The organism is Arthrobacter sp. HLT1-20 (assembly GCF_054510895.1).
Genome location: NZ_JBTNDR010000020.1, coordinates 39851 through 59045 on the forward strand (window position 1 = coordinate 39851; position 19195 = coordinate 59045).

15 protein-coding genes and 3 tRNA genes are annotated in these 19195 nt (G+C 61.3%); 16 read left to right on the forward strand and 2 right to left on the reverse strand.

What is annotated here, in order from left to right; all coding sequences use genetic code 11:
- Positions 1-327 precede the first annotated feature (327 nt).
- From dusB to ACX80Q_RS11940, 6 genes are all read left to right on the forward strand, one after another.
- Positions 328-1509: a tRNA dihydrouridine synthase DusB gene (gene dusB, locus ACX80Q_RS11915; RefSeq protein ID WP_459330748.1), complete on the forward strand. Its 1182-nt coding sequence runs from the start codon at positions 328-330 to the stop codon at positions 1507-1509.
- A gap of 108 nt (positions 1510-1617) precedes the next feature.
- Positions 1618-2892 (forward strand): deoxyguanosinetriphosphate triphosphohydrolase, encoded by a 1275-nt coding sequence (locus tag ACX80Q_RS11920; RefSeq protein WP_459330749.1) that lies wholly within the window; start codon positions 1618-1620, stop codon positions 2890-2892.
- 37 nt (positions 2893-2929) lie between these two features.
- Complete coding sequence (gene dnaG, locus ACX80Q_RS11925; RefSeq protein WP_459330750.1) at positions 2930-4912, forward strand: DNA primase; 1983 nt, start codon at positions 2930-2932, stop codon at positions 4910-4912.
- Positions 4913-4974: 62 nt separating this feature from the next.
- Positions 4975-5050, forward strand: a tRNA-Asn gene (locus tag ACX80Q_RS11930).
- A gap of 127 nt (positions 5051-5177) precedes the next feature.
- Positions 5178-6761 (forward strand): hypothetical protein, encoded by a 1584-nt coding sequence (locus ACX80Q_RS11935; RefSeq protein WP_459330751.1) that lies wholly within the window; start codon positions 5178-5180, stop codon positions 6759-6761.
- 119 nt (positions 6762-6880) lie between these two features.
- Positions 6881-6953: transfer RNA gene (locus ACX80Q_RS11940), tRNA-Asn, on the forward strand.
- A gap of 389 nt (positions 6954-7342) precedes the next feature.
- Here ACX80Q_RS11940 and ACX80Q_RS11945 read toward each other — a convergent pair.
- Positions 7343-8560, reverse strand: a complete 1218-nt coding sequence (locus ACX80Q_RS11945) for a multidrug effflux MFS transporter (protein ID WP_459330752.1) — start codon at positions 8558-8560, stop codon at positions 7343-7345.
- A 322-nt stretch (positions 8561-8882) separates the two neighbouring features.
- Between ACX80Q_RS11945 and ACX80Q_RS11950 the strand changes: the two genes are divergently transcribed.
- The 6 genes from ACX80Q_RS11950 to ACX80Q_RS11975 all read left to right on the forward strand — a co-directional run bounded on the left by ACX80Q_RS11950 (position 8883) and on the right by ACX80Q_RS11975 (position 14203).
- A complete protein-coding gene (locus ACX80Q_RS11950) occupies positions 8883-9731 on the forward strand; it encodes a phage holin family protein (protein ID WP_459330753.1) in 849 nt (282 codons plus the stop codon).
- Between the two features lie 81 nt (positions 9732-9812).
- Positions 9813-10415, forward strand: a complete 603-nt coding sequence (locus ACX80Q_RS11955) for a CDP-alcohol phosphatidyltransferase family protein (protein ID WP_459330754.1) — start codon at positions 9813-9815, stop codon at positions 10413-10415.
- Positions 10412-11311 carry a DMT family transporter gene (locus ACX80Q_RS11960; RefSeq protein ID WP_459330755.1) on the forward strand — a complete coding sequence of 300 codons (900 nt, stop codon included), beginning with the start codon at positions 10412-10414 and terminating at the stop codon, positions 11309-11311. Before ACX80Q_RS11955 ends, ACX80Q_RS11960 begins: the two co-directional genes overlap by 4 nt.
- A gap of 46 nt (positions 11312-11357) precedes the next feature.
- Positions 11358-12563 (forward strand): glycosyltransferase, encoded by a 1206-nt coding sequence (locus ACX80Q_RS11965; protein ID WP_459330756.1) that lies wholly within the window; start codon positions 11358-11360, stop codon positions 12561-12563.
- A 72-nt stretch (positions 12564-12635) separates the two neighbouring features.
- Positions 12636-12709, forward strand: a tRNA-Ile gene (locus tag ACX80Q_RS11970).
- 279 nt (positions 12710-12988) lie between these two features.
- Entirely contained in the window at positions 12989-14203 is a 1215-nt protein-coding gene (locus ACX80Q_RS11975) for an acyl-CoA dehydrogenase family protein (RefSeq protein ID WP_459330757.1), read from the forward strand.
- Between the two features lie 94 nt (positions 14204-14297).
- On the opposite strand, the gene ACX80Q_RS11980 is transcribed toward ACX80Q_RS11975, so the two are convergent.
- Positions 14298-14870: a M23 family metallopeptidase gene (locus ACX80Q_RS11980; RefSeq protein WP_459330758.1), complete on the reverse strand. Its 573-nt coding sequence runs from the start codon at positions 14868-14870 to the stop codon at positions 14298-14300.
- A gap of 348 nt (positions 14871-15218) precedes the next feature.
- On the opposite strand from ACX80Q_RS11980, the gene rpsB reads away from it, so the two are divergent.
- The 4 genes from rpsB (at position 15219) to frr (ending at position 18704) form a co-directional block, all read left to right on the forward strand.
- Positions 15219-16085 (forward strand): 30S ribosomal protein S2, encoded by an 867-nt coding sequence (gene rpsB, locus ACX80Q_RS11985; RefSeq protein WP_459330759.1) that lies wholly within the window; start codon positions 15219-15221, stop codon positions 16083-16085.
- 163 nt (positions 16086-16248) lie between these two features.
- A complete protein-coding gene (gene tsf / locus ACX80Q_RS11990; RefSeq protein WP_459330760.1) occupies positions 16249-17076 on the forward strand; it encodes a translation elongation factor Ts in 828 nt (275 codons plus the stop codon).
- Positions 17077-17262: 186 nt separating this feature from the next.
- Entirely contained in the window at positions 17263-18024 is a 762-nt protein-coding gene (gene pyrH / locus ACX80Q_RS11995; RefSeq protein WP_459330761.1) for a UMP kinase, read from the forward strand.
- 122 nt (positions 18025-18146) lie between these two features.
- Positions 18147-18704: a ribosome recycling factor gene (gene frr, locus ACX80Q_RS12000; protein WP_459330762.1), complete on the forward strand. Its 558-nt coding sequence runs from the start codon at positions 18147-18149 to the stop codon at positions 18702-18704.
- The last annotated feature ends 491 nt before the right edge of the window (positions 18705-19195 follow it).

A 19195-nucleotide genomic window follows, 5' to 3' on the forward strand; every position in this document is an offset into this window, starting at 1 on the left:
TGAAGTGTTCCGCCGGGATCGTGCCGATCTCCGGCGGAATTGAATCGTGGGTGATTCTGACGCTGATTTCCGGATTCTGACGCTGAATTCCGGATCCGGGCGGCCGTTGTTGTCGCGGCTCGTCCGGTGTTCGCAATTCTTTGTACTGACCAGTCAGTCTAACAATAGTATGGAGCGGGATGCACCTCCGGCAAGGTGAGCTTGTTCACCAGCCGGTGCGGCGGAATCTACGCGTTCTGCACCGGGCGGAGGCGCCGGGGCCGGGGGTGATATACCCCTCGCCGCAGGGCGGGCGCTTAATTTGCACGGATTTGAGAGAATTGATGGGTGACTGTTACAGATATCCCCACCAGCGACACCAAACTGGACCTCCCGCCCCTGAAACTTGGCAACATCACCGTGAACACCCCGGTAGTGCTTGCCCCCATGGCCGGGATCACCAACACCGCCTTCCGCCGGCTCTGCCGCGAGCACGGAGGTGGCGTTTTCGTCTCCGAAATGGTCACCTCACGTGCCCTGGTGGAGCGCACCCCGGAATCCATGCGTCTGATCAGCCATGACGAGGATGAGGAAATCCGCTCCGTGCAGTTGTACGGTGTGGACCCCGAAACTGTGGGCAAGGCCGTGCGCATGCTGGTCGAGGAAAACCACGCGGATCACATTGACCTGAACTTTGGCTGCCCCGTGGCCAAGGTAACCCGCCGCGGAGGCGGCGCGGCGCTGCCGTGGAAGATCGATCTGTTCACCTCCATTGTGCAGACGGCGGTCCGCGAGGCCTCCAAGGGCGGCATCCCCTTGACCATCAAGATGCGCAAGGGCATCGACGATGACCACCTGACGTACCTGGAAGCTGGCCGCATTGCCCGCGATTCCGGTGTTGCCGCGGTGGCCTTGCACGGCCGCACGGCCAGCCAGTTCTACTCAGGCAAGGCCGACTGGGACGCCATTGCGCGCCTGCGCGAGGCGCTGCCGGATGTTCCCGTCTTGGGCAATGGCGACATTTGGAGCGCCGAAGATGCCATTGCCATGGTCCGCCAGACCGGTGTGGACGGCGTGGTGGTGGGACGCGGCTGCCAGGGCCGCCCCTGGTTGTTTGGCGATCTCATGGCAGCTTTTGAAGGCAGCGACACCCGCCACAAGCCCGGCTTGGCTGAGGTTTCCGCGGCCGTGTACCGTCACGCGGAACTCCTGGTTGACACGTTCGACGACGAAAACAAGGCCCTGCGCGACATCCGCAAGCACATGGCCTGGTATTTCAAGGGCTACGTTGTTGGTGGCGAGCTTCGCGCCCAGTTGTCAGCCGTGCCCACCCTCGAGGTCTTGCGCGGCCTGCTCGATACGCTCGACATGGACTCGCCGTACCCGGGCGTCGACGCCGAGGGCCCCCGCGGCCGCGCTGGCACCCCTAAGCGCACGGCACTGCCCGAGGGCTGGCTCAACGAGCGCACCCTGAGCGGATCGCAAAAGGTGGAGCTCGTGGGCGCAGAACTGGACGTCTCCGGCGGCTGACCACCACGCCGCAAGCCCCACCATCGCTGCGCGCGGGACGAGCCGGCCGCCGGCAGCCCTGTGCACAATGTCCCTGAGTACAGGGGCGTTGGCCCTAAACTGGGGAACATGTCCTCAGATTCGCAGTCAGTGTACTTGCCCCACGATGAGCAACGGTGGGTGCAGGAGGCGCCCAAGACCAGTTTCCGAACTGTGTTTGAGCGGGACAGGGCCCGGGTGCTGCACTCCTCCGCGCTGCGCCGCCTCGGTGCCAAGACGCAGGTGGTTGCCCCGGACACAGATGACTTTGTCCGCACCCGCCTGACCCACAGCCTGGAAGTGGCCCAGATTGGCCGTGAGCTGGGCCGTGTTCTGGGCTGCGACCCGGACGTTGTTGACACCGCCTGCCTGGCGCACGATCTTGGCCACCCGCCCTTCGGCCACAATGGCGAGTCAGTGCTCAATGACCTTTCCCACACCATTGGCGGTTTTGAGGGCAACGCCCAGACGTTGCGGCTGTTGACCCGGCTGGAGTCCAAGGTGCTCACTTCCTCCGGCGGTTCAGCAGGATTGAACCTCAGCAGGGCGTCCCTTGATGCTGCGTCCAAGTACCCGTGGCTTGCTGCGGATGCGCCCTTAATTGACGGCCTGCGGACCAGCAAATTTGGCGCCTACGCCGACGACCTCCCCGTGTTCGCCTGGCTGCGCGACGGTGCGCCCCGGGGCAAGAGCTGCATTGAGGCGCAGGTCATGGACCTCTCCGATGACATCTCCTACTCCGTCCACGACGTGGAGGATGCCATCGTGGCTGGCCATGTGCAGCTCAAATGGCTGGCAAACCAGGATCAGCGCAACCGGGTCCTGGGCTACACGCAGCAGTGGTATCTGCCAACCGTGGACACCGCGGAGATCGATGCCGCCCTGCAAAGGCTTGAGGCCACCGATGTGTGGGTTCGCCACGCCGACGGCAGCCGGGCGTCCATGGCGGCCCTGAAGGACATGACAAGCCAGCTGATTGGCCGCTTCTGCCAGAGCGCGGTGGGCGCCACCCAGGCCATCTACGGGACGCACCGCCTGGCGCGGTACGCCGCCGACGTCGTCGTTCCTCATGAGACAGCCCTGGAAATTGCCGTCATGAAGGGCCTGGCCACCACCTTCGTCATGACCACCGACCACCGTCAGCCCATCTACCAGCGCCAGCAGGATGTGCTCAGCGAGTTGGTGGCGGTGCTCAACGCCACCGGAGATGCCCATTTGGAGACCATGTTCGCTGCCGATTGGCGGGACGCGGACGACGACGACGCCCGGCTGAGGGTTGTCATCGACCAGATCGCGTCTCTGACGGATGTATCGGCACTGGCGCTGCACGAGCGCCTGGTGGGGACCGAACGCACACTGCTGTAGGTACTGCCCCGGGCCGGCGCTCACGTAAACTGGCGGTGTGGCTGGGCTAATTAAACGAGAAGACATTGACGAGGTGCGAACACGCACCGACCTCAAGGAAATTGTTGACGCCTACGTCACCTTAAAATCCGCTGGCATTGGCTCGTACAAGGGACTGTGTCCATTTCACGATGAGCGCAGCCCGTCCTTCCATGTGCGCCCGCAAATGGGGTATTTCCATTGCTTTGGCTGCCAGGAGAGCGGCGATGTGATTTCCTTCATCCAGAAGATGGATCACATTTCCTTTTCCGAAGCCGTGGAGAAATTGGCGGGCCGGATTGGCTACGAGTTGCGCTACGAGGACGGCGGCACGGGTCCGCGCCGTGAGGATGTTGGCAAGCGCCAGCGGCTCCTCGACGCACACAAGATCGCCGGCGAATTCTTCCGTGAACAGTTGCTCACTCCTGCCGCAGCCACAGGCAGGACGTTCCTTTCCGAGCGCGGCTTTGACCGCGAGGCCGCGGACCGGTTTGGCGTGGGTTTTGCCCCGCAAGGCTGGGACGCGCTGCTCAAGCACCTGTCGGCGAAGGGTTTCACCCAGGAGGAACTCAAGCTCACGGGCATGTTCTCCGAGGGTAACCGCGGCATTTACGACCGTTTCCGGGGCCGGCTCATCTGGCCCATCCGCGACATCGCCGGCGACACGGTGGGCTTCGGCGCCCGGAAACTCTTTGACGATGACCAGGGGCCCAAGTACCTCAACACCCCGGAAACCACGCTCTACAAGAAGTCCCAGGTGCTGTACGGGATTGACCTGGCCAAGAAGAGCATTGCCGCCAAGCGCCAGCTGGTGGTGGTGGAGGGCTACACCGACGTCATGGCCTGCCACCTGGCCGGTGTGGACACGGCCGTTGCCACGTGTGGAACGGCGTTTGGCGCCGACCACATCAAGGTGGCCAGGCGCCTGCTTTCCGACGATGGCACGGGCGGGGAGGTGGTGTTCACCTTCGACGGCGACTCCGCCGGCCAAAAAGCTGCCCTGAAAGCTTTCGATGAGGACCAGCGTTTTATTGCCCAAACCTTCGTGGCCGTGGAGCCCTCCGGCGCCGACCCCTGTGAGCTTCGCCAGCGCAAGGGCGACGAGGCTGTGCATGCCTTGATCCGTTCGCGCAGGCCCCTGTTTGAGTTCGCCATCCGCACCACGCTGGCCAAGTTTGATTTGAGCACTGTGGAGGGCCGGGTCAATGGCCTCCGCGCGTCGGCGCCGGTAGTGGCCGATATCCGCGACGGCTCCACCCGCATGGGGTACAGCCAGGAGCTGGCTGGCTGGCTAGGTATGGCCGACCCCAACGAGGTCCTGCGGGCTGTCAAGACGGCTGAGCGACGCGCGCATACCCAGCCGGATGCCAAGGGGCCGTCCCATGCGCCCGGGCAAGCCCACGGCCAAGGGCAGCCAAGCGCGAAGGGGCGTTCCGACGTCGGACGGCAGCACGGCGCCCCGGCCGGGGGGCCCTCCGCGCCTGCCCCCGGGCAGCAGCAGGAAGCTGCGGCCGGCCGGCCTGCCCTGGTGCGCCCGGATCCGCGCGATCCCCAGGGGCGCATGGAGCGGGAGGCTCTGGAGGTAGTCCTGCAGCATCCCGGCTTGCTGACGGCGGGCAACTGGCAGCACTTTGCCGCCACGGAGTTTATGGTGCCCGCCTACAAGGCCCTGCAGCAGGGCATCACCCTGGCGGGGGAGTCCACGGAGGCCTCCTCCCAGTGGCTGGAAGCCGTGCGCGCCAACGTCCCGCCGGAATTGGAGTCCTTGGTGGCCGAATTGGCGTTGAGTCCCTTGCCTGCAACGCGGGAAGATACCTTGATGCGGTATTGCCGCGATATTTTGCGCAGACTCTTTGAACTGCAGATCACCCGGCTCAAGGAGGAGCGTTTGGGTGCCTTGCAACGCATGGATCCGTCCGTTGACCCGGAGAGCTACCAGCTCCTGCAGCGCGAGCTGATGGAGCTGGAGACAGCCCGCAGGCAGCTGCGCGGGGACGGCTGAGGCCCCTCCCAACGCTCGATTTCACATCCTGGCGATGGTTTGTTATTGTTGTTCCTGCGCGATCCTCTGTAGCTCAATTGGCAGAGCATTCGACTGTTAATCGAAGGGTTACTGGTTCAAGTCCAGTCAGAGGAGCCAAAACAAATTCCCCGCACTTATTAAAGTGCGGGGAATTTTGTTTTTCCCAAATACTACGACTTCCGTTGCATGGGCTTTCCGCCGTATATTAGTGCTGACAATCACAGAATTAGTATTTGGGGGAAAAGTGAATAAACGCGCGGCCGCAGTGGTCTTTGTCCTGGGCATGTCCCTGGCCGGGTGGGGGCTGCAGCCTGCGGTTGCATCGGATCCAACCACGCCGCCCACTACTTCGGCGCAGACAATGCCGGCGCAGACCGAGCAGCCGCTTCCGTCAGGCAACCCGCAGGAGCCAGCCCCGGCCGAAGTGCCAGTCCCAACTGTTTCCCAGGTTCCGCCGGCCAGCCCCAAGCAGGCGGTCTTGCCTGTTGGTGTTGAATCGTCTGGGTCCACGATTGAGGTTCGAGGATTGATTCTTGATAAGTGGAAGTCGCTGGGAGGTGCCGAGGGTTTGCTGGGCAACCCGACAGCCGAACGCACTTGTTCAATGGGCCCGTGCCGCCAGGAATTTGTTGGGGGCACCATTTTTGAATCCTACACAGACCGGGCTGTTGTCATCTTCCGGACCATTGGAAATCTTGGCCCGCACTGGTTCGCAGCCGGCGGGCTCAGCTCGGGCATCGGGTACCCGAAGTCCGACGAGATCCATGTGGGTCAAGGATCGACTCAAGAGTTCCTGCATTTGGGCGGCGGTTCGACATTTATGCTGACCTGGCGGGCCAAGTACGGCGTGCTCCGTGTGGATCCGGCCTCCGGTCTGGGCTTCGGATGGTTTCACAGTGGAGGACTCCAAGGGCCCGGCTACCCCACCAGCAATTTGGCTTGTGGATTGCGAGATGGGGGTTGCAGTCAATCGTTTGACGCCGGGCTGATGGTCTCCAGTGATGACACGAGGGGAACCCTAATCACAGGTGGCATCCAGTCCAAATGGGCCAACTTGTCCGCGCAGGACGGCTACTTGGGATACCCAACCTGGAAAGAGGAGTGTTCCGGAGTCGTCGTCACCTGTTTGCAGTCGTTCCAAGGCGGAAATGTTATTTGGTCAGCCGCGGCAGGTTCCGTGGCAGTTCAAGGTGGAATTGGCGCTGTCTTTATGTCGACGGGCAGTGTGAGTGTTCTTGGGTACCCCCTCACGGATGAGGTGTGCCGACTGCGTGATGGTGGCTGCATGCAGAACTTCCGTTTCGGCCGAATCGCGTGGTCTCCCAAGACGGGTGCCCACGCTGTCAAGGGTGCCATCGGAGGCAAATACCAAGCCCTGGGCGCCCAAAATGGCTTCCTGGGCTACCCCACCACGGAAGAAGCCTGCGGAATTCCTGGCGGAGGCTGCAAACAGTCTTTCCAGAGTGGAGACATTGTGTGGTCCCCCAAAACCGGAGCACACACAATGCGTGGAGCCATCCGATCAGCGCACTCAGGCATCATGCCTGGCTGGATTGGTCCGGAAGGGTACCCAACGGGTGAAGAAGTCTGCGGGCTGCCGCGCAAGGGTTGCTACCAGCAATACCAAGGCGGACGCATCTACTGGTCAGCTGCGTCAGGTCCGGCCCAACTGGTCAAGAACGGCATATTGGCGAATTGGACCAAGCTTGGCGGGCCCGCCAAGCTTGGGTATCCCACGTGGAACGAGGTTTGTGCCACGGGCTACTGCCGGCAGCAGTTCCAATTCGGCGTGGTGACGTGGTCGGCCCCGGGCGCAATGCGCTGGTAGCTGGCGTCAACCAGCCAGAAGTTGGGCCCCACTTTTCAGGCATTGGGCACTGAAAAGTGGGGCCCCGGCGCCCGTTTTGTATTTCCAAAAAAGCCCTGCTATTCTATTACCTGCTTCATTCCTCTGTAGCTCAATTGGCAGAGCATTCGACTGTTAATCGAAGGGTTACTGGTTCAAGTCCAGTCAGAGGAGCTTGCAAGAAAATCCCCGCACTCCACGTGAGTGCGGGGATTTTTTCTTGGCCGCCATCCCCAATTGATCTCCCCGCGGCCCTGCCGGCTCGCACCGCCAGCCACCGGGGGTGGGGCCGTTCCTTGACGGCATCATGGTGGGAGCCGGGACCATCCGTGCGGACGATCCGCGCCTGCTGGTCGGCAACCCCCGGCAGGCGTCCGGCTGGTGCAGACCATGCCTATGGGCGAGGCCGTGCTGCGGCGCCACACGCTCTCGCCCAGGGTCAGCGCAGACGCTCCCACCGCCACCCCCGCCCCACCCCACACGCTCTCGCAGCAATGGCGAGTTTTTCGCGAACGCTATCGTGGCAATGGCTGGATTTTCCGGGACCTTATCGCACTGTGGCGCTAGATCTTGGGTACCGTGCGGGGCCGCACAATGAGCCACAGGGCGGCCATGGCGAGCAAACTGCAGATGCCCATGATGGCGGCCATGCTCGTTGCCGCCACACCCACCAGGCCCACCACGGGTGTGATGAGCCCAGCGAAGCCAAAGGTTGCCGCGCCCAGCAGGGATGCTGCCGTGCCGGCCTGCCTGCCGTTGCGGGCCAGGCCCATGACTTGGACGGAGGGGAACATGAAGCCGGTGGCGCAGATGAAGAACCAGAGTGGCACCATGACGCCCCACAGGCCCAGGCCAAGCTGGTCGCAAATGACTATGGCGGCGGCGGAAGCCACCTGGGCAACGGTTGCCCCGGCAATGACCCACTGTGGCCCCGTGTGGCGCATGATCCGTGCAGCTATTTGCACCCCAGAGACCACACCCAGCGAGTTGACGGCGAACAAGTAGCCGTATTGCTGGGGTGTGAATCCATACGTATTTTGGAACAGGAAGGTGGAGGCCGAGAGGTAGGTGAACAAGGCAGCAAAGTTCAGCCCACCCACAAAAAGGGTGCCAACAAATATCCTGTCGCTGAACACGGCCTTGTACCTGCTGGCGACACTCACGCCGTCGGAATGGCGCTTTTCAGGCGGCAGGGTCTCAATGATGAACACGAACGCGGCAATGACCACCAAGGTGCCGTAGCCGGCCAGGAACCAGAAAATGCCCGGCCAGTCCATGACACCCAGCAACTGGGACCCGATGACGGGGGCCAGAATGGGTGCCATGCCGTTCACGAGCGACATGCGCGAGAGCATGCGGACCAGTTGGTAGCCGCCGAAGAGGTCACGGATCATGGCCATCGCCACCACACCGCCACCTGCCGCGCCAATGCCCTGCAGCACGCGGAACACGCCGAGCATGGTGATATCCGTGGACATGGCCGCACCAACCGAGGCACCCACATGCAGGGCCGTGGCCAGGATCAGCGGCATCCGCCGGCCAAACTTGTCGCTGAACGGGCCCACCACCAGCTGCCCGGCGGCGAAACCAATGGTTGTGGCGGTCAGCGTCAGCTGCACGGCTGCGGCACTGACGCCCAGTTCATGCCCAATAATGGGGAACGCCGGCAGGTAGAGGTCAATCGTGAAGGGGCCCAGCGCCGTTAGTAGCCCCAAGACGAGAACGTAGACCAGTTTCTGTCGGCGGGACAGGGCATCGCCGGGGTGGGCTGTGATGGTCAAGGCTGGAGTCCTTATGTTTCTTGGGTGTGCGCTCGAATGTGGGCAACTCCAGATCCGGATAGCCCACTGACTCATGCTAGTGCTTTTGACACCTAGGGAATACGGGGGCCGTTGTTGACTTCGCGGCCCGCCCAAGACACGCCGCAGCCGTGTTCTTCGCCATGGTGCGTGCGGCCTTGTCTGGCCAAGGGACCACCGGGTGCTGGATGGATGGTAATTTTGACTTTACGAGTAGTGCCACCTTGCGGGGGCAGTACAAAGACTTCGGGTTTGCGCCGACTTTCCATGGGCAGCAAAAACTCTCATTACGGAGGCGGTTTCAGTGACGGATGTGCAAAAGGACGTGCATATCACGGCGGATGAAAGCCCAAAGGCGCCAGAATCTTCCTTGATTGAAGCGGTCAAGACTGCGTCGAGGCTGGTGCCCCGGCAGATCAACGACGAAATTGCGTTGGCCAAGCTGGAACTGGAACACAAGAAGGCCCGCGTGGGCGGTGTGGCGATTGCCGCCGGACTAGCCCTGGTCTTCACGGCCCTTCTCGTCATTGCCTTGGTGGTGGCCGCCATTGCCGGTCTGGCCACCGTCATGCCGCTCTGGCTTTCGGCACTTCTTGTCAGCGCGGCGTTCCTGCTCATTATTGGCATCAGCGGTTTGATTGGCTACCGCAAGTTCAAGTCCCTGCTGCCCTTGCTGCCGGAACAGGCATGGCGTGGAATCCGCCACGATCTGGGCATTGCCAAGGAAGGCCGCGACTTTGACCCGGCAACACTTGATCCGGTCCCACTGAGCAAGGAAGAAAAGAAGGCCCGCAAGGCTGAGGCCGAAGAAGCTGCGGCGAAGGCCAAGGCCGAACGGGCAGCCAAGGAAGCCGAACACGGTCCCAAGGCCAACGAAAACGAGCTCATTGAACGCACCACGGCCCGGCGCGCCCACCTGTTGACGCTGCGTGAGGAACTGGTGAACCAGGCAGATGTGAAGAAACAGGCCAGCTACTTGATCGGCACTGCCAAGGGCCGGGCCAAGGACGTCATGAACCTGGCAGCGTCCGGAGCTGCGGAACAGGCCGGGCACGCTGCGGAAACCATCAAGGAACGATGGAAACCACTCGCTGTTCTGGCCGTGTCTGCCGGGGCTTGCGCCTTGTTGCTGCGAAAGTTGTTGAAGAAGTAGTTTCGCCACACAATGTTCACATCCACACGCGGTGCCGGTTGCGCGGCCCGAGCCACATTTCACCAGGGGAGGTGACCTGCGATGTCCACAAGTTCCAACCCCAAGGCAGGGAACGCCAACGCCATCGTCACCATCCCCAATGTCATCACGGTGGTCAGGTTCCTGGGGACACCACTGTTTGTGTGGCTGGTCCTCGCCCGGCACGAGTACGGCTGGGGCGTTTTTGTCCTTGCCCTCATGGGTTGCACCGACTGGATTGACGGCTTCGTTGCCCGGAAGCTCAACCAGACCACACAGCTTGGCCGCATCTTGGACCCCCTGGCCGACCGGGTGGCTCTGGTGGCTGTCAGTATCACCTTGGTGGTGGCCCACATCCTGCCCCTGTGGCTGCTGCTGTTGTTGGTGATTCCCGACGTCGTACTGCTGAGCGTTACGCTGTACTGTTTCCGTGGAGATGCTGATCTGAAGGTCACCATGTTGGGAAAGACACGCACGGCGGCGCTGATGATTGGCACCCCCCTGCTCTTGCTGGCCAAGGCCCTGGAATCTGACTTCACGTTCATTCTCGCCTGGGTGTTCCTTGGCGCCGGCATGGTCATGCACGTTATTGCCTTCAGCCAGTACATGGTGGCGGTCCTGGCCAAACACCGTGAGCTTCACAAACCAGTTCAGGGCCGCCCATGATATGGCTTGCCGTGGTGTGCGCGGTGGCCGGGGCATTTTTCCTCGCTTTTGGTGCGCAACGCCAAGGCAGCGCCGTGCAAAACAACACGGGCGGACTTGCCTTGGGCGGCGCGGGCTTCCTGCGCCTCCTGAGAAACCCGCGATGGGTGTTCGGTCTGGTGCTGCTCGGGGCTGGCATGGCCTTGAACGTTGTGGCCCTTACCCTGGGGACGCTGACGGTGGTGCAGCCCATTGGTGCCATTGCGCTGGTGATCACCACTATTGTGAACTCGCGGGACCAGGGAATCAGGCTCAACAGGGCCACGGTTGTGGCCATCACCTGCTGTGTGGGCGGCAGCGCCTTGTTTGTCCTGATGGCTGTGAACGTGGTGGCGGAGAACACGCACGTCAACCCTGCCGAGGAGCTCACAGTGGTGTTGTTGCTGGCAGCTGTCATCATACTTTTTGGCGGGGCACTGGTGCTGTTCAAACACCGCCTGAAGGCGTTCTTCTACATCCTGGGATCCGGGGTGCTGTTTGGCTTTGTCGCCGTGCTGACCCGCATCATTTCCAAGCAGATATTTGACCCGAACGGCCTGTTCCTGCTGAACGTGCAGTGGTACTCGGTGATTGCCATTGCGGCCGCCGGCGGCCTGGGGAGCTGGTTTGTGCAAAGCGCCTATGCCAGCGGACCGCCGGATTTGGTGATTGCCGGGTTGACAGTGATTGACCCCATTGTGGGCATCGCCATTGGCATCACCATTTTAGGTGAGCTTCGTGACGATGTGCCGCCCGTGGTGGCAATTGCCATGGCGGGGGCGGCGATACTTGCTATCGTGGGGGTGATCGCGTTGTCCCGGCACCACCCTGACGTGGTGAAGCAGCGTGCAGCTGCAAAGAAGGAACAACGTAAGTAACGAGTCAGCCTCCGGGCTATCTAAGAATCCATCAGGAGTTTTATCCGTGACATCCACCCCGAGTGAAAGCTCGCTAAAACCGCTGACCATTTTGATCGCTGCAGATACATACCCTCCGCATATCAATGGCGCAGCGCAGTTTGGATTCCGGTTGGCCACGGGCATGAGCGCCCGGGGACACGAAGTACACGTGATGGCCGGCCGCCCTGATGGTGGCCCCATGTTTTCTGAGAAGCGGCCCGAGGCCACTGTGCACCGTTTGCGCTCACGGCCCGTTCCCACCCACGAATATTTCAGGGTGTGCCTGCCGTGGGAAATCAAGAAGGACATTGCGGCGCTCTTTGATGTGATTCAACCTGATGTGGTTCATGTGCAAAGCCACTACATGATCGGCGAGCACGTGATCTACGAGGCGCAGCGCCGCGGCATCCGTATTGTGGCCACCAACCACTTCATGCCCGAGAATCTGAACCCCTTCCTGCCGTTCCCCCAGTGGTTCAAGAACATTGTGGGCCGTGTTTCATGGCGCGACATGGGCAAGGTCATGAGCAAGGCCGACGTTGTTACCACCCCCACACCCTTGGCCGCCAAGGCCATGCACCAGCACGCGTTCCTGCGCAAGGTTCTGCCGCTGTCCAACGGCATTGAGGTGGGCAACTACGAGCTTGCCGAGGGCGAAGCGAAGCCTTCGAACCCGTACCCCACAGTTGCCTTCGTGGGTCGCCTTGCGGAGGAAAAGCATATTGACGTTCTCATTGACGCGATCGCCAAGGCGCCTGCCGAACTCGAACTGCACCTGGTGGTGGTTGGTGGCGGCGAAGTCAAGAACGCGTTGCGGGCGCAGGCCGAGAAGTTGGGGCTCACCCCGCGGGTTACATTCACCGGCTTGATCAGTGATGAGGAATTGCGTGAGGTCTACCTCAAGGCCGATTTGTTCGTCATGCCTGGCACGGCAGAACTGCAGTCCCTGGTGACCCTGGAAGCCATGAGCGCCTCAACACCTGTGGTGTTGGCCAACGCCATGGCACTGCCGCACCTGGTTGAGGACGGTGTCAATGGATACCTGTTTAAGCCCAACGACAGTGACGACCTGGCCGAGAAGATCACCACGATCATGCGGCTGGCTCCCGAGGACCGGGAAGCCATGGGTGCCGCCAGCCACGACAAGGTGGCACGTCACGGGCTGAAAAAGACCCTTGACACCTTCGAAGATATTTATCGTGGCGGAAGCTACGAGGATCACGCGGTTTAGTCCAATACCCACTAGTATTGTGAGAGTGCTTTTCCTTAGGTTTGCAGTTACCGAAGGAGGGGCACCTTGCATGGGGCCATAGCTCAGCTGGTTAGAGCGCGGGACTCATAATCCTAAGGTCCTCGGTTCAAGTCCGAGTGGCCCTACCTGCAATACCCCCGGAATCGCCACGATTCCGGGGGTATTTTGCTTTAAGGCCATGCTCGACGGCGGTCACTGGCGGTCGGTTTGGTGGTCGCTTTGGTGGGAGTTGGCGCACGCCCGTCTCGACGAATGAAGGGGGGCGGGAGCGGCTACTTTGATGCCAACCGGCTACGTGGCCGCTGCCCGGCCATCGTGGGGAATGTTGCCCAGGTCACGTGAATGCGGTATGTTACTCACCAGTAACAAGTTTGGTGCTGGGCTGAACCGTTGACTAATCAAAGATGAGAACAAGCAAAGGATTACTTGTGTCCAAGGCAGCTGTTGACCTGAACAACCTTCCCTACGCCGATGGGGACTTCTATGGATTCGAGCAGATGCTCTCCGCGAAGGAACGGGAACGCCTCCAGGACCTCCGCGACTTCCTAGACAAGGAAGTAAAGCCCATCGCCACGGATTGCTGGAACCGTGGCGAATTCCCCATGGAGCTCATCCCCAAGCTGGCCGAGCTGGACATCATGAGCCCGGTGCACCGCCAGGGATATTCAAGCCTGTTTGCCGGCCTAAGCCATGCTGAATTCACCCGGGCGGATGCCTCGATTGCAACGTTTATGGGCGTCCACGACGGACTCTTCACCGGATCCATCGAAGCGCTGGCATCGGAAGAACAAAAGGCCGCCTGGCTCCCGGACATTTACGCCATGAAGAAGATCGGCGCCTTTGGCCTGACCGAACCCTTGGGCGGCTCGGATGTTGCTGGTGGCACCCGCACCACGGCTGTGCGCGACGGTGACAACTGGATCCTGAACGGCGCCAAGCGCTGGATTGGCAACGCCACTTTTTCTGACTGGGTTGTCATCTACGCCCGCGATACGGCGGACAATCAGGTCAAGGCATTCATGGTTGACACCACGCTGCCCGGCTACAGCGCCACCAAGATTGAGAACAAGACGGCCCTGCGCACGGTTCAAAACGCCGACATCACCTTGGAAAACGTGGTGGTTCCGCACGATTTCAAACTTGCCGGTGGCAACAGCTTCCGCGACACCAACAAAGTTCTCAAGGTAACCCGCCTTGCCGTGGCATGGCAGGCAGTTGGCCAGCAGATGGCGGCATTTGACGTTGCCCGCCGTTATGCCGTTGAGCGCCAACAGTTTGGCCGCCCCATCGCCTCCTTCCAGATGGTCCAGGATCAGCTCGTGAAGATGCTGGGCAACACGGTAGCCTCCACTGGCATGATGGTCCGCTTGTCCCAACTCGAGGACCTGGGCCAGGCCAAGGACGAGCAATCAGCGCTTGCCAAGGCCTTTACCACTGCGCGCATGCGTGAAACGGTGGCCATGGGCCGGAGCCTCTTCGGCGGCAATGGCATCGTCACCGACTACGAGATGGCCAAAATCTTCGCCGACGCCGAGGCCATCTACTCCTACGAGGGCACCTACGAGATCAACACCTTGGTCACGGGCCGCGCCATCACGGGCATCTCCGCGATCGTCTGATCCCCGTCCCTCCTAAAACTGGCCCGCAGAAAACGCCGAAAATGGGGTGAAAACCCTCAATTTTCGCCGTTTTCTGCGGGCCAGTTGCATAAAGTCAGCTGATCAGGGGGAGCAGTACCGACGGGCGCAGGTCATAGATGAACTGCAGGGGATCGAGGTACTCCTCACCGCGCCGCACGCCCCAGTGGAGGCAGCTGTTTCCGGGAGGCGGTGCGCCATCGCAGTGCGTTGGCCCCTTGAGAATGCCCAGTGGTTGGCCTCGGGCCACGGCATCGCCAGTCTTCAGGGGCGAGGCCACGGGTTCAAAACTGAGCCGCAAGCCATTGTCTGTGGCGATGGTCAGCACTGCCCTGTTGACGACGACGCCGGAGAAGGTCACCACCCCGGCGGCGGGCGCCAGCACGGTGGAGCCTTGAGGGGCCAGCAAGTCAACGCCCCGATGGCCGCTGAGCCAGGGCTTGTTGGGCGGATCAAAGCCATGCACCAGCTGGGGTGTTCCCGCCACTGGCCAGCCCCAGGCGAGTGAGGCTGGTAGCGGAGTGGCCGCCGTCGTGCGTGACAATGACAGCAGCGGGGCGGCCATGCTGGAACCCGGCAGCAGCACGGGAAGGGCAAGAAGGAGTGCCCCCACCATCGCCGTCCTGCCACGTCTAATAATGTTGCCCATCTCTCAAGAGTGAACCCTGAAACCCGCCCATGGGCGGATGGGCTGGGAATTGTGGACAAGACAGGCTCCAGAGGGGGCTCGGGAGGACTGAAAATGGTCAGTCAAGGTTACGGCGCTGTAGTAACATTGAAGGAGCAGTGTGCTGTTTGTGCACTGACTACGCGCACCTCTTCCTGACGAGGCATGCCACGAGTGATCGTGGGTCCTGCTGACGGATTGTGGCCATACGGTCCGCCTCACGGCGGTTTATGGCGTACACAATGGGTGCTAGGAGCAGCGTCCAGACGGGTTTCCCCGTCCGGGCCAGCAAGCTAAACAACCGTAAAATTAACAAGAAGGAGCGCCGGCATGCCCGTCGTAACTATGCGCCAGCTGCTTGACAGCGGCGTCCACTTTGGACACCAGACCCGTCGTTGGAACCCGAAGATGAAGCGATTCATCCTCACGGAGCGCAACGGCATCTACATCATCGACCTGCAGCAGTCACTGTCTTTCATTGACCGCGCCTACGAGTTCGTAAAGTCCACCGTTGCACACGGCGGCACCGTACTCTTCGTTGGTACCAAGAAGCAGGCTCAGGAAGCAATCGCCGAGCAGGCCACCCGTGTTGGCATGCCTTACGTGAACCAGCGCTGGTTGGGCGGTATGCTCACCAACTTCCAGACGGTTTCCAAGCGTATCTCCCGCATGAAGGAACTCGAAGAGATCAACTTCGAGGACGTTGCCTCCTCCGGCCACACCAAGAAGGAGCTCCTGCTCCTCAAGCGTGAACTGACCAAGCTGCAGACCAACCTCGGTGGTATCCGCAACCTGACCAAGGCACCCTCAGTGCTCTGGATCGTTGACACCCCGAAGGAACACCTCGCCATCGACGAGGCTCACAAGCTCAAGATCCCCGTTGTAGCCATCCTGGACTCCAACTGCAACCCCGACGAAGTTGATTTCCCGATCCCGGGCAACGACGACGCCATCCGCTCCGTTGCACTGTTGACCCGCGTTATCGCTGATGCTGTTGCAGAAGGCCTGATCGCCCGCAACAACAAGGCAACCGGCAACGAAGAAGCACCGGCCGAGCCCTTGGCTGAGTGGGAGCGCGAGCTCCTCGAAGGCGACAAGGCTGCTGAAGCTGCTGTTGAGGCTCCGGCCGAAGCTGCTGTTGAAGCCGTAGTTGAGGCTCCGGCTGAAGCTGCTGCCGAAGCTGCAACCGAGAAGTAAAAAACTTTTCCTCGCGGACCTAGCTGTTCGGGGCAACCCCAATAGCTCCGCCACCTAGGAACCAGATGCTGGCAGGATCGCACCGCTCACAAGGCAAAGCGGTCCTGCCAGAACTGGCCTAGTACTGATTTATTTACTTAAACATCTACACTGAGGGGTTCATATGGCGAACTACACCGCCGCTGATATTAAGGCTCTGCGCGAGCGCACTGGCGCTGGCATGATGGACGTCAAGAAGGCTCTCGACGAGGCCAACGGCGACGCCGAGAAGGCCATGGAGCTCATCCGCATCAAGGGCCTCAAGGGCGCCACCAAGCGCGAAGGCCGCTCAACTGCAGAAGGCCTCGTTGCCGCTGCTGTTGACGGTGGCGTTGGTGTCATGGTTGAAGTCAACTGCGAAACTGACTTCGTTGCCAAGGCTGCTCCCTTCATCGAATTCTCCAACAAGGTTCTCGCAACCGCGCTGTCCTCCGGTGCAGCCGATGTTGAGACCCTGCTGGCTGTTGACGTTGACGGCAAGCCCATGTCCGAGGTTGTCATCGAAGCCGGTGCACTCTTGGGCGAAAAGGTTGCCATCCGCCGCATTGCACGCATCGAGGGTGCAACTGTTGACGCTTACCTGCACAAGACTTCCAAGGACCTCCCGGCCCAGGTTGGCGTGCTGTTCGCAATCGACGGCGACAACCAGGAAGTTGCTCACGACGTAGCCGTGCACATTGCCGCCATGTCCCCGACGTTTGTCTCCCGCGACGAAGTTGCTGCAGAGACCGTCGAGAACGAGCGCCGCATCGCTGGCGAAACCGCAAAGGCCGAAGGCAAGCCCGAAGCAGCCATGACCAAGATCGTTGAAGGCCGTTTGACTGGCTTCTTCAAGGAACTCGTTCTGGTTGACCAGGCTTTCGCCAAGGATGCCAAGAAGAGCGTTGGCGTTGTTCTGGAAGAAGCAGGCGTCAAGCCTGTTGCTTTCGCACGTTTCCGCGTCGGAGCATAAGACACTTTTGTCGTATAGCTAGATGTGACGAAGAAGGGGTGACCGCAATCTGCGGTTGCCCCTTCTTCGCATGTAACGTCAGATAAGATTTTAGACGCAGCTCTTCGCTGGGCCCCGCGTCCAGAGCTGGGCCCCGCGTCCAGACCCAGTTTCAGCTGCTCAGTACCGGCACCCACGGAAGGCACCATGACCACGAATATTTCCCAGACCGCGCCAAGCGGCACAGCACCCGCAACGGGTGCGGCCAAGCGCCGTCGTGTGTTGTTGAAGCTCTCGGGCGAGGTCTTTGGCGCCGGCAAGTTGGGTGTCGATCCGGACACCATCCGCGGCATCGCGCAGCAGATCGCCAGCACCGTTGACACCGTGGAGGTGGCCATCGTTGTGGGCGGCGGTAACTTCTTCCGCGGCGCCGAATTGTCCGCCTCGGGCATGGACCGCTCGCGCGCGGACTACATGGGCATGCTGGGAACTGTCATGAACTGCCTCGCGTTGCAGGATTTCCTGGAACAAGCCGGCGTTGACACCCGTGTGCAAAGCGCCATCACCATGGGACAGGTTGCCGAAGCCTACATTCCCCGGCGCGCCATCCGCCATCTCGAGAAGAGCCGCGTGGTCATCTTCGGTGCCGGCGCGGGCCTGCCCTACTTCTCCACCGACACCGTGGCCGCCCAGCGTGCCCTGGAAGTCCACGCCGATGTGGTGCTCATGGCTAAGAACGGTGTTGACGGTGTCTACACGGCGGACCCCAAAAAGGACCCCACAGCCGTCAAGTTGGACCACCTCAGCTATGACGAGGCCATGGCTCGTGACATCCGTGTCATGGACCAGACCGCCTTCAGCCTGTGCAAGGACAACAACGTGACCATGCTGGTCTTCGGCATGGAAGGCGAGGGCAATGTGGCCCGCGCAATCCTCGGCGAAGAACTGGGCACCCTGGTCACCCCGTAACAGCACAAATAGGCCGTGTGGGTGGGCGCAGCTAATCTGTTGCTCACGGTAGGATGGTCTCAGAATTGCCGTGCGCAAATGCCGCGGAAGATTTATGTAGTCATTTAATGAGGGAGAGACGCGTGATCGAAGATACTTTGCTCGAGGCCGAAGAAAAGATGGACAAGGCCATAGAGGTAGCCAAAGAGGAATTCTCCGCTGTGCGCACAGGCCGTGCCAACCCCGCCATGTTCCACAAGGTCATGGTGGATTACTATGGTTCACCCACGCCGTTGCAGCAGCTGGCAGCCTTTGCCGTGCCGGAAGCGCGCACGCTGCTCATCACACCATTCGACAAGACCTCCATGCACGACATTGAGCGTGCACTGAGCTCCTCCGAGGTGGGTGCCAACCCGTCCAACGACGGCAACGTGATCCGTATTATGATGCCGGAACTGACGGCCGAGCGACGCAAGGAATACGTCAAAATTGTCCGCACCAAGGGTGAAGACGCCAAGATTTCCGTGCGCAACATCCGCCGCAAGGCCAAGGAGCAGCTGGACAAGCTGGTCAAGGATGGCGACGCCGGTGAAGATGAGGGATCGCGGGCCGAGAAGGAACTGGACGCCATGACCAAGTCCCACACTGAGAACATCGATGAGCTGCTCAAACGCAAGGAAGTCGAGCTTCTCGAGGTCTAATGACTGACCCCAATCGTGCGCAGGCCGGAGCCGATAAGGAGCCGGCCGCGTCAAATCCAGAGGTCGAACTCCCTGGCCAGCCGAACGACTACCAATTTCCCACGCGGAAGGCGCGTCGTCACGCTGAGCTGACGGGCATGATTCCCATCATCGTGCCCAAAAATGCTGTGCCCCACGATTCCGTGTCGCAGGCTCCAGCAGAGGCCGGCCAGGAGGATGGGAAGCACGACGGCGGCCCGGGCCCCAGCTCAGCACCCACCGACACCCCGGTTGCCGAGCTCCCCGCTGCCGCAGCTGACGCTGTGGCGGAGCGGACCGCGACCGCGGCGCCCGTCTCAGCCGGTTCAACGCCAGCGGCAACTGCCGTGCCCACGCACCCCGGCTATGAGTCGGAAGATGACCGTGACGCTGGCGAGCAGGCTGACAGCGATGAACTTCCAGGGGTGGGGCCCCGCCCGGTCTCAGCTTTGGCGGTGACAGGTCTTCCTGTT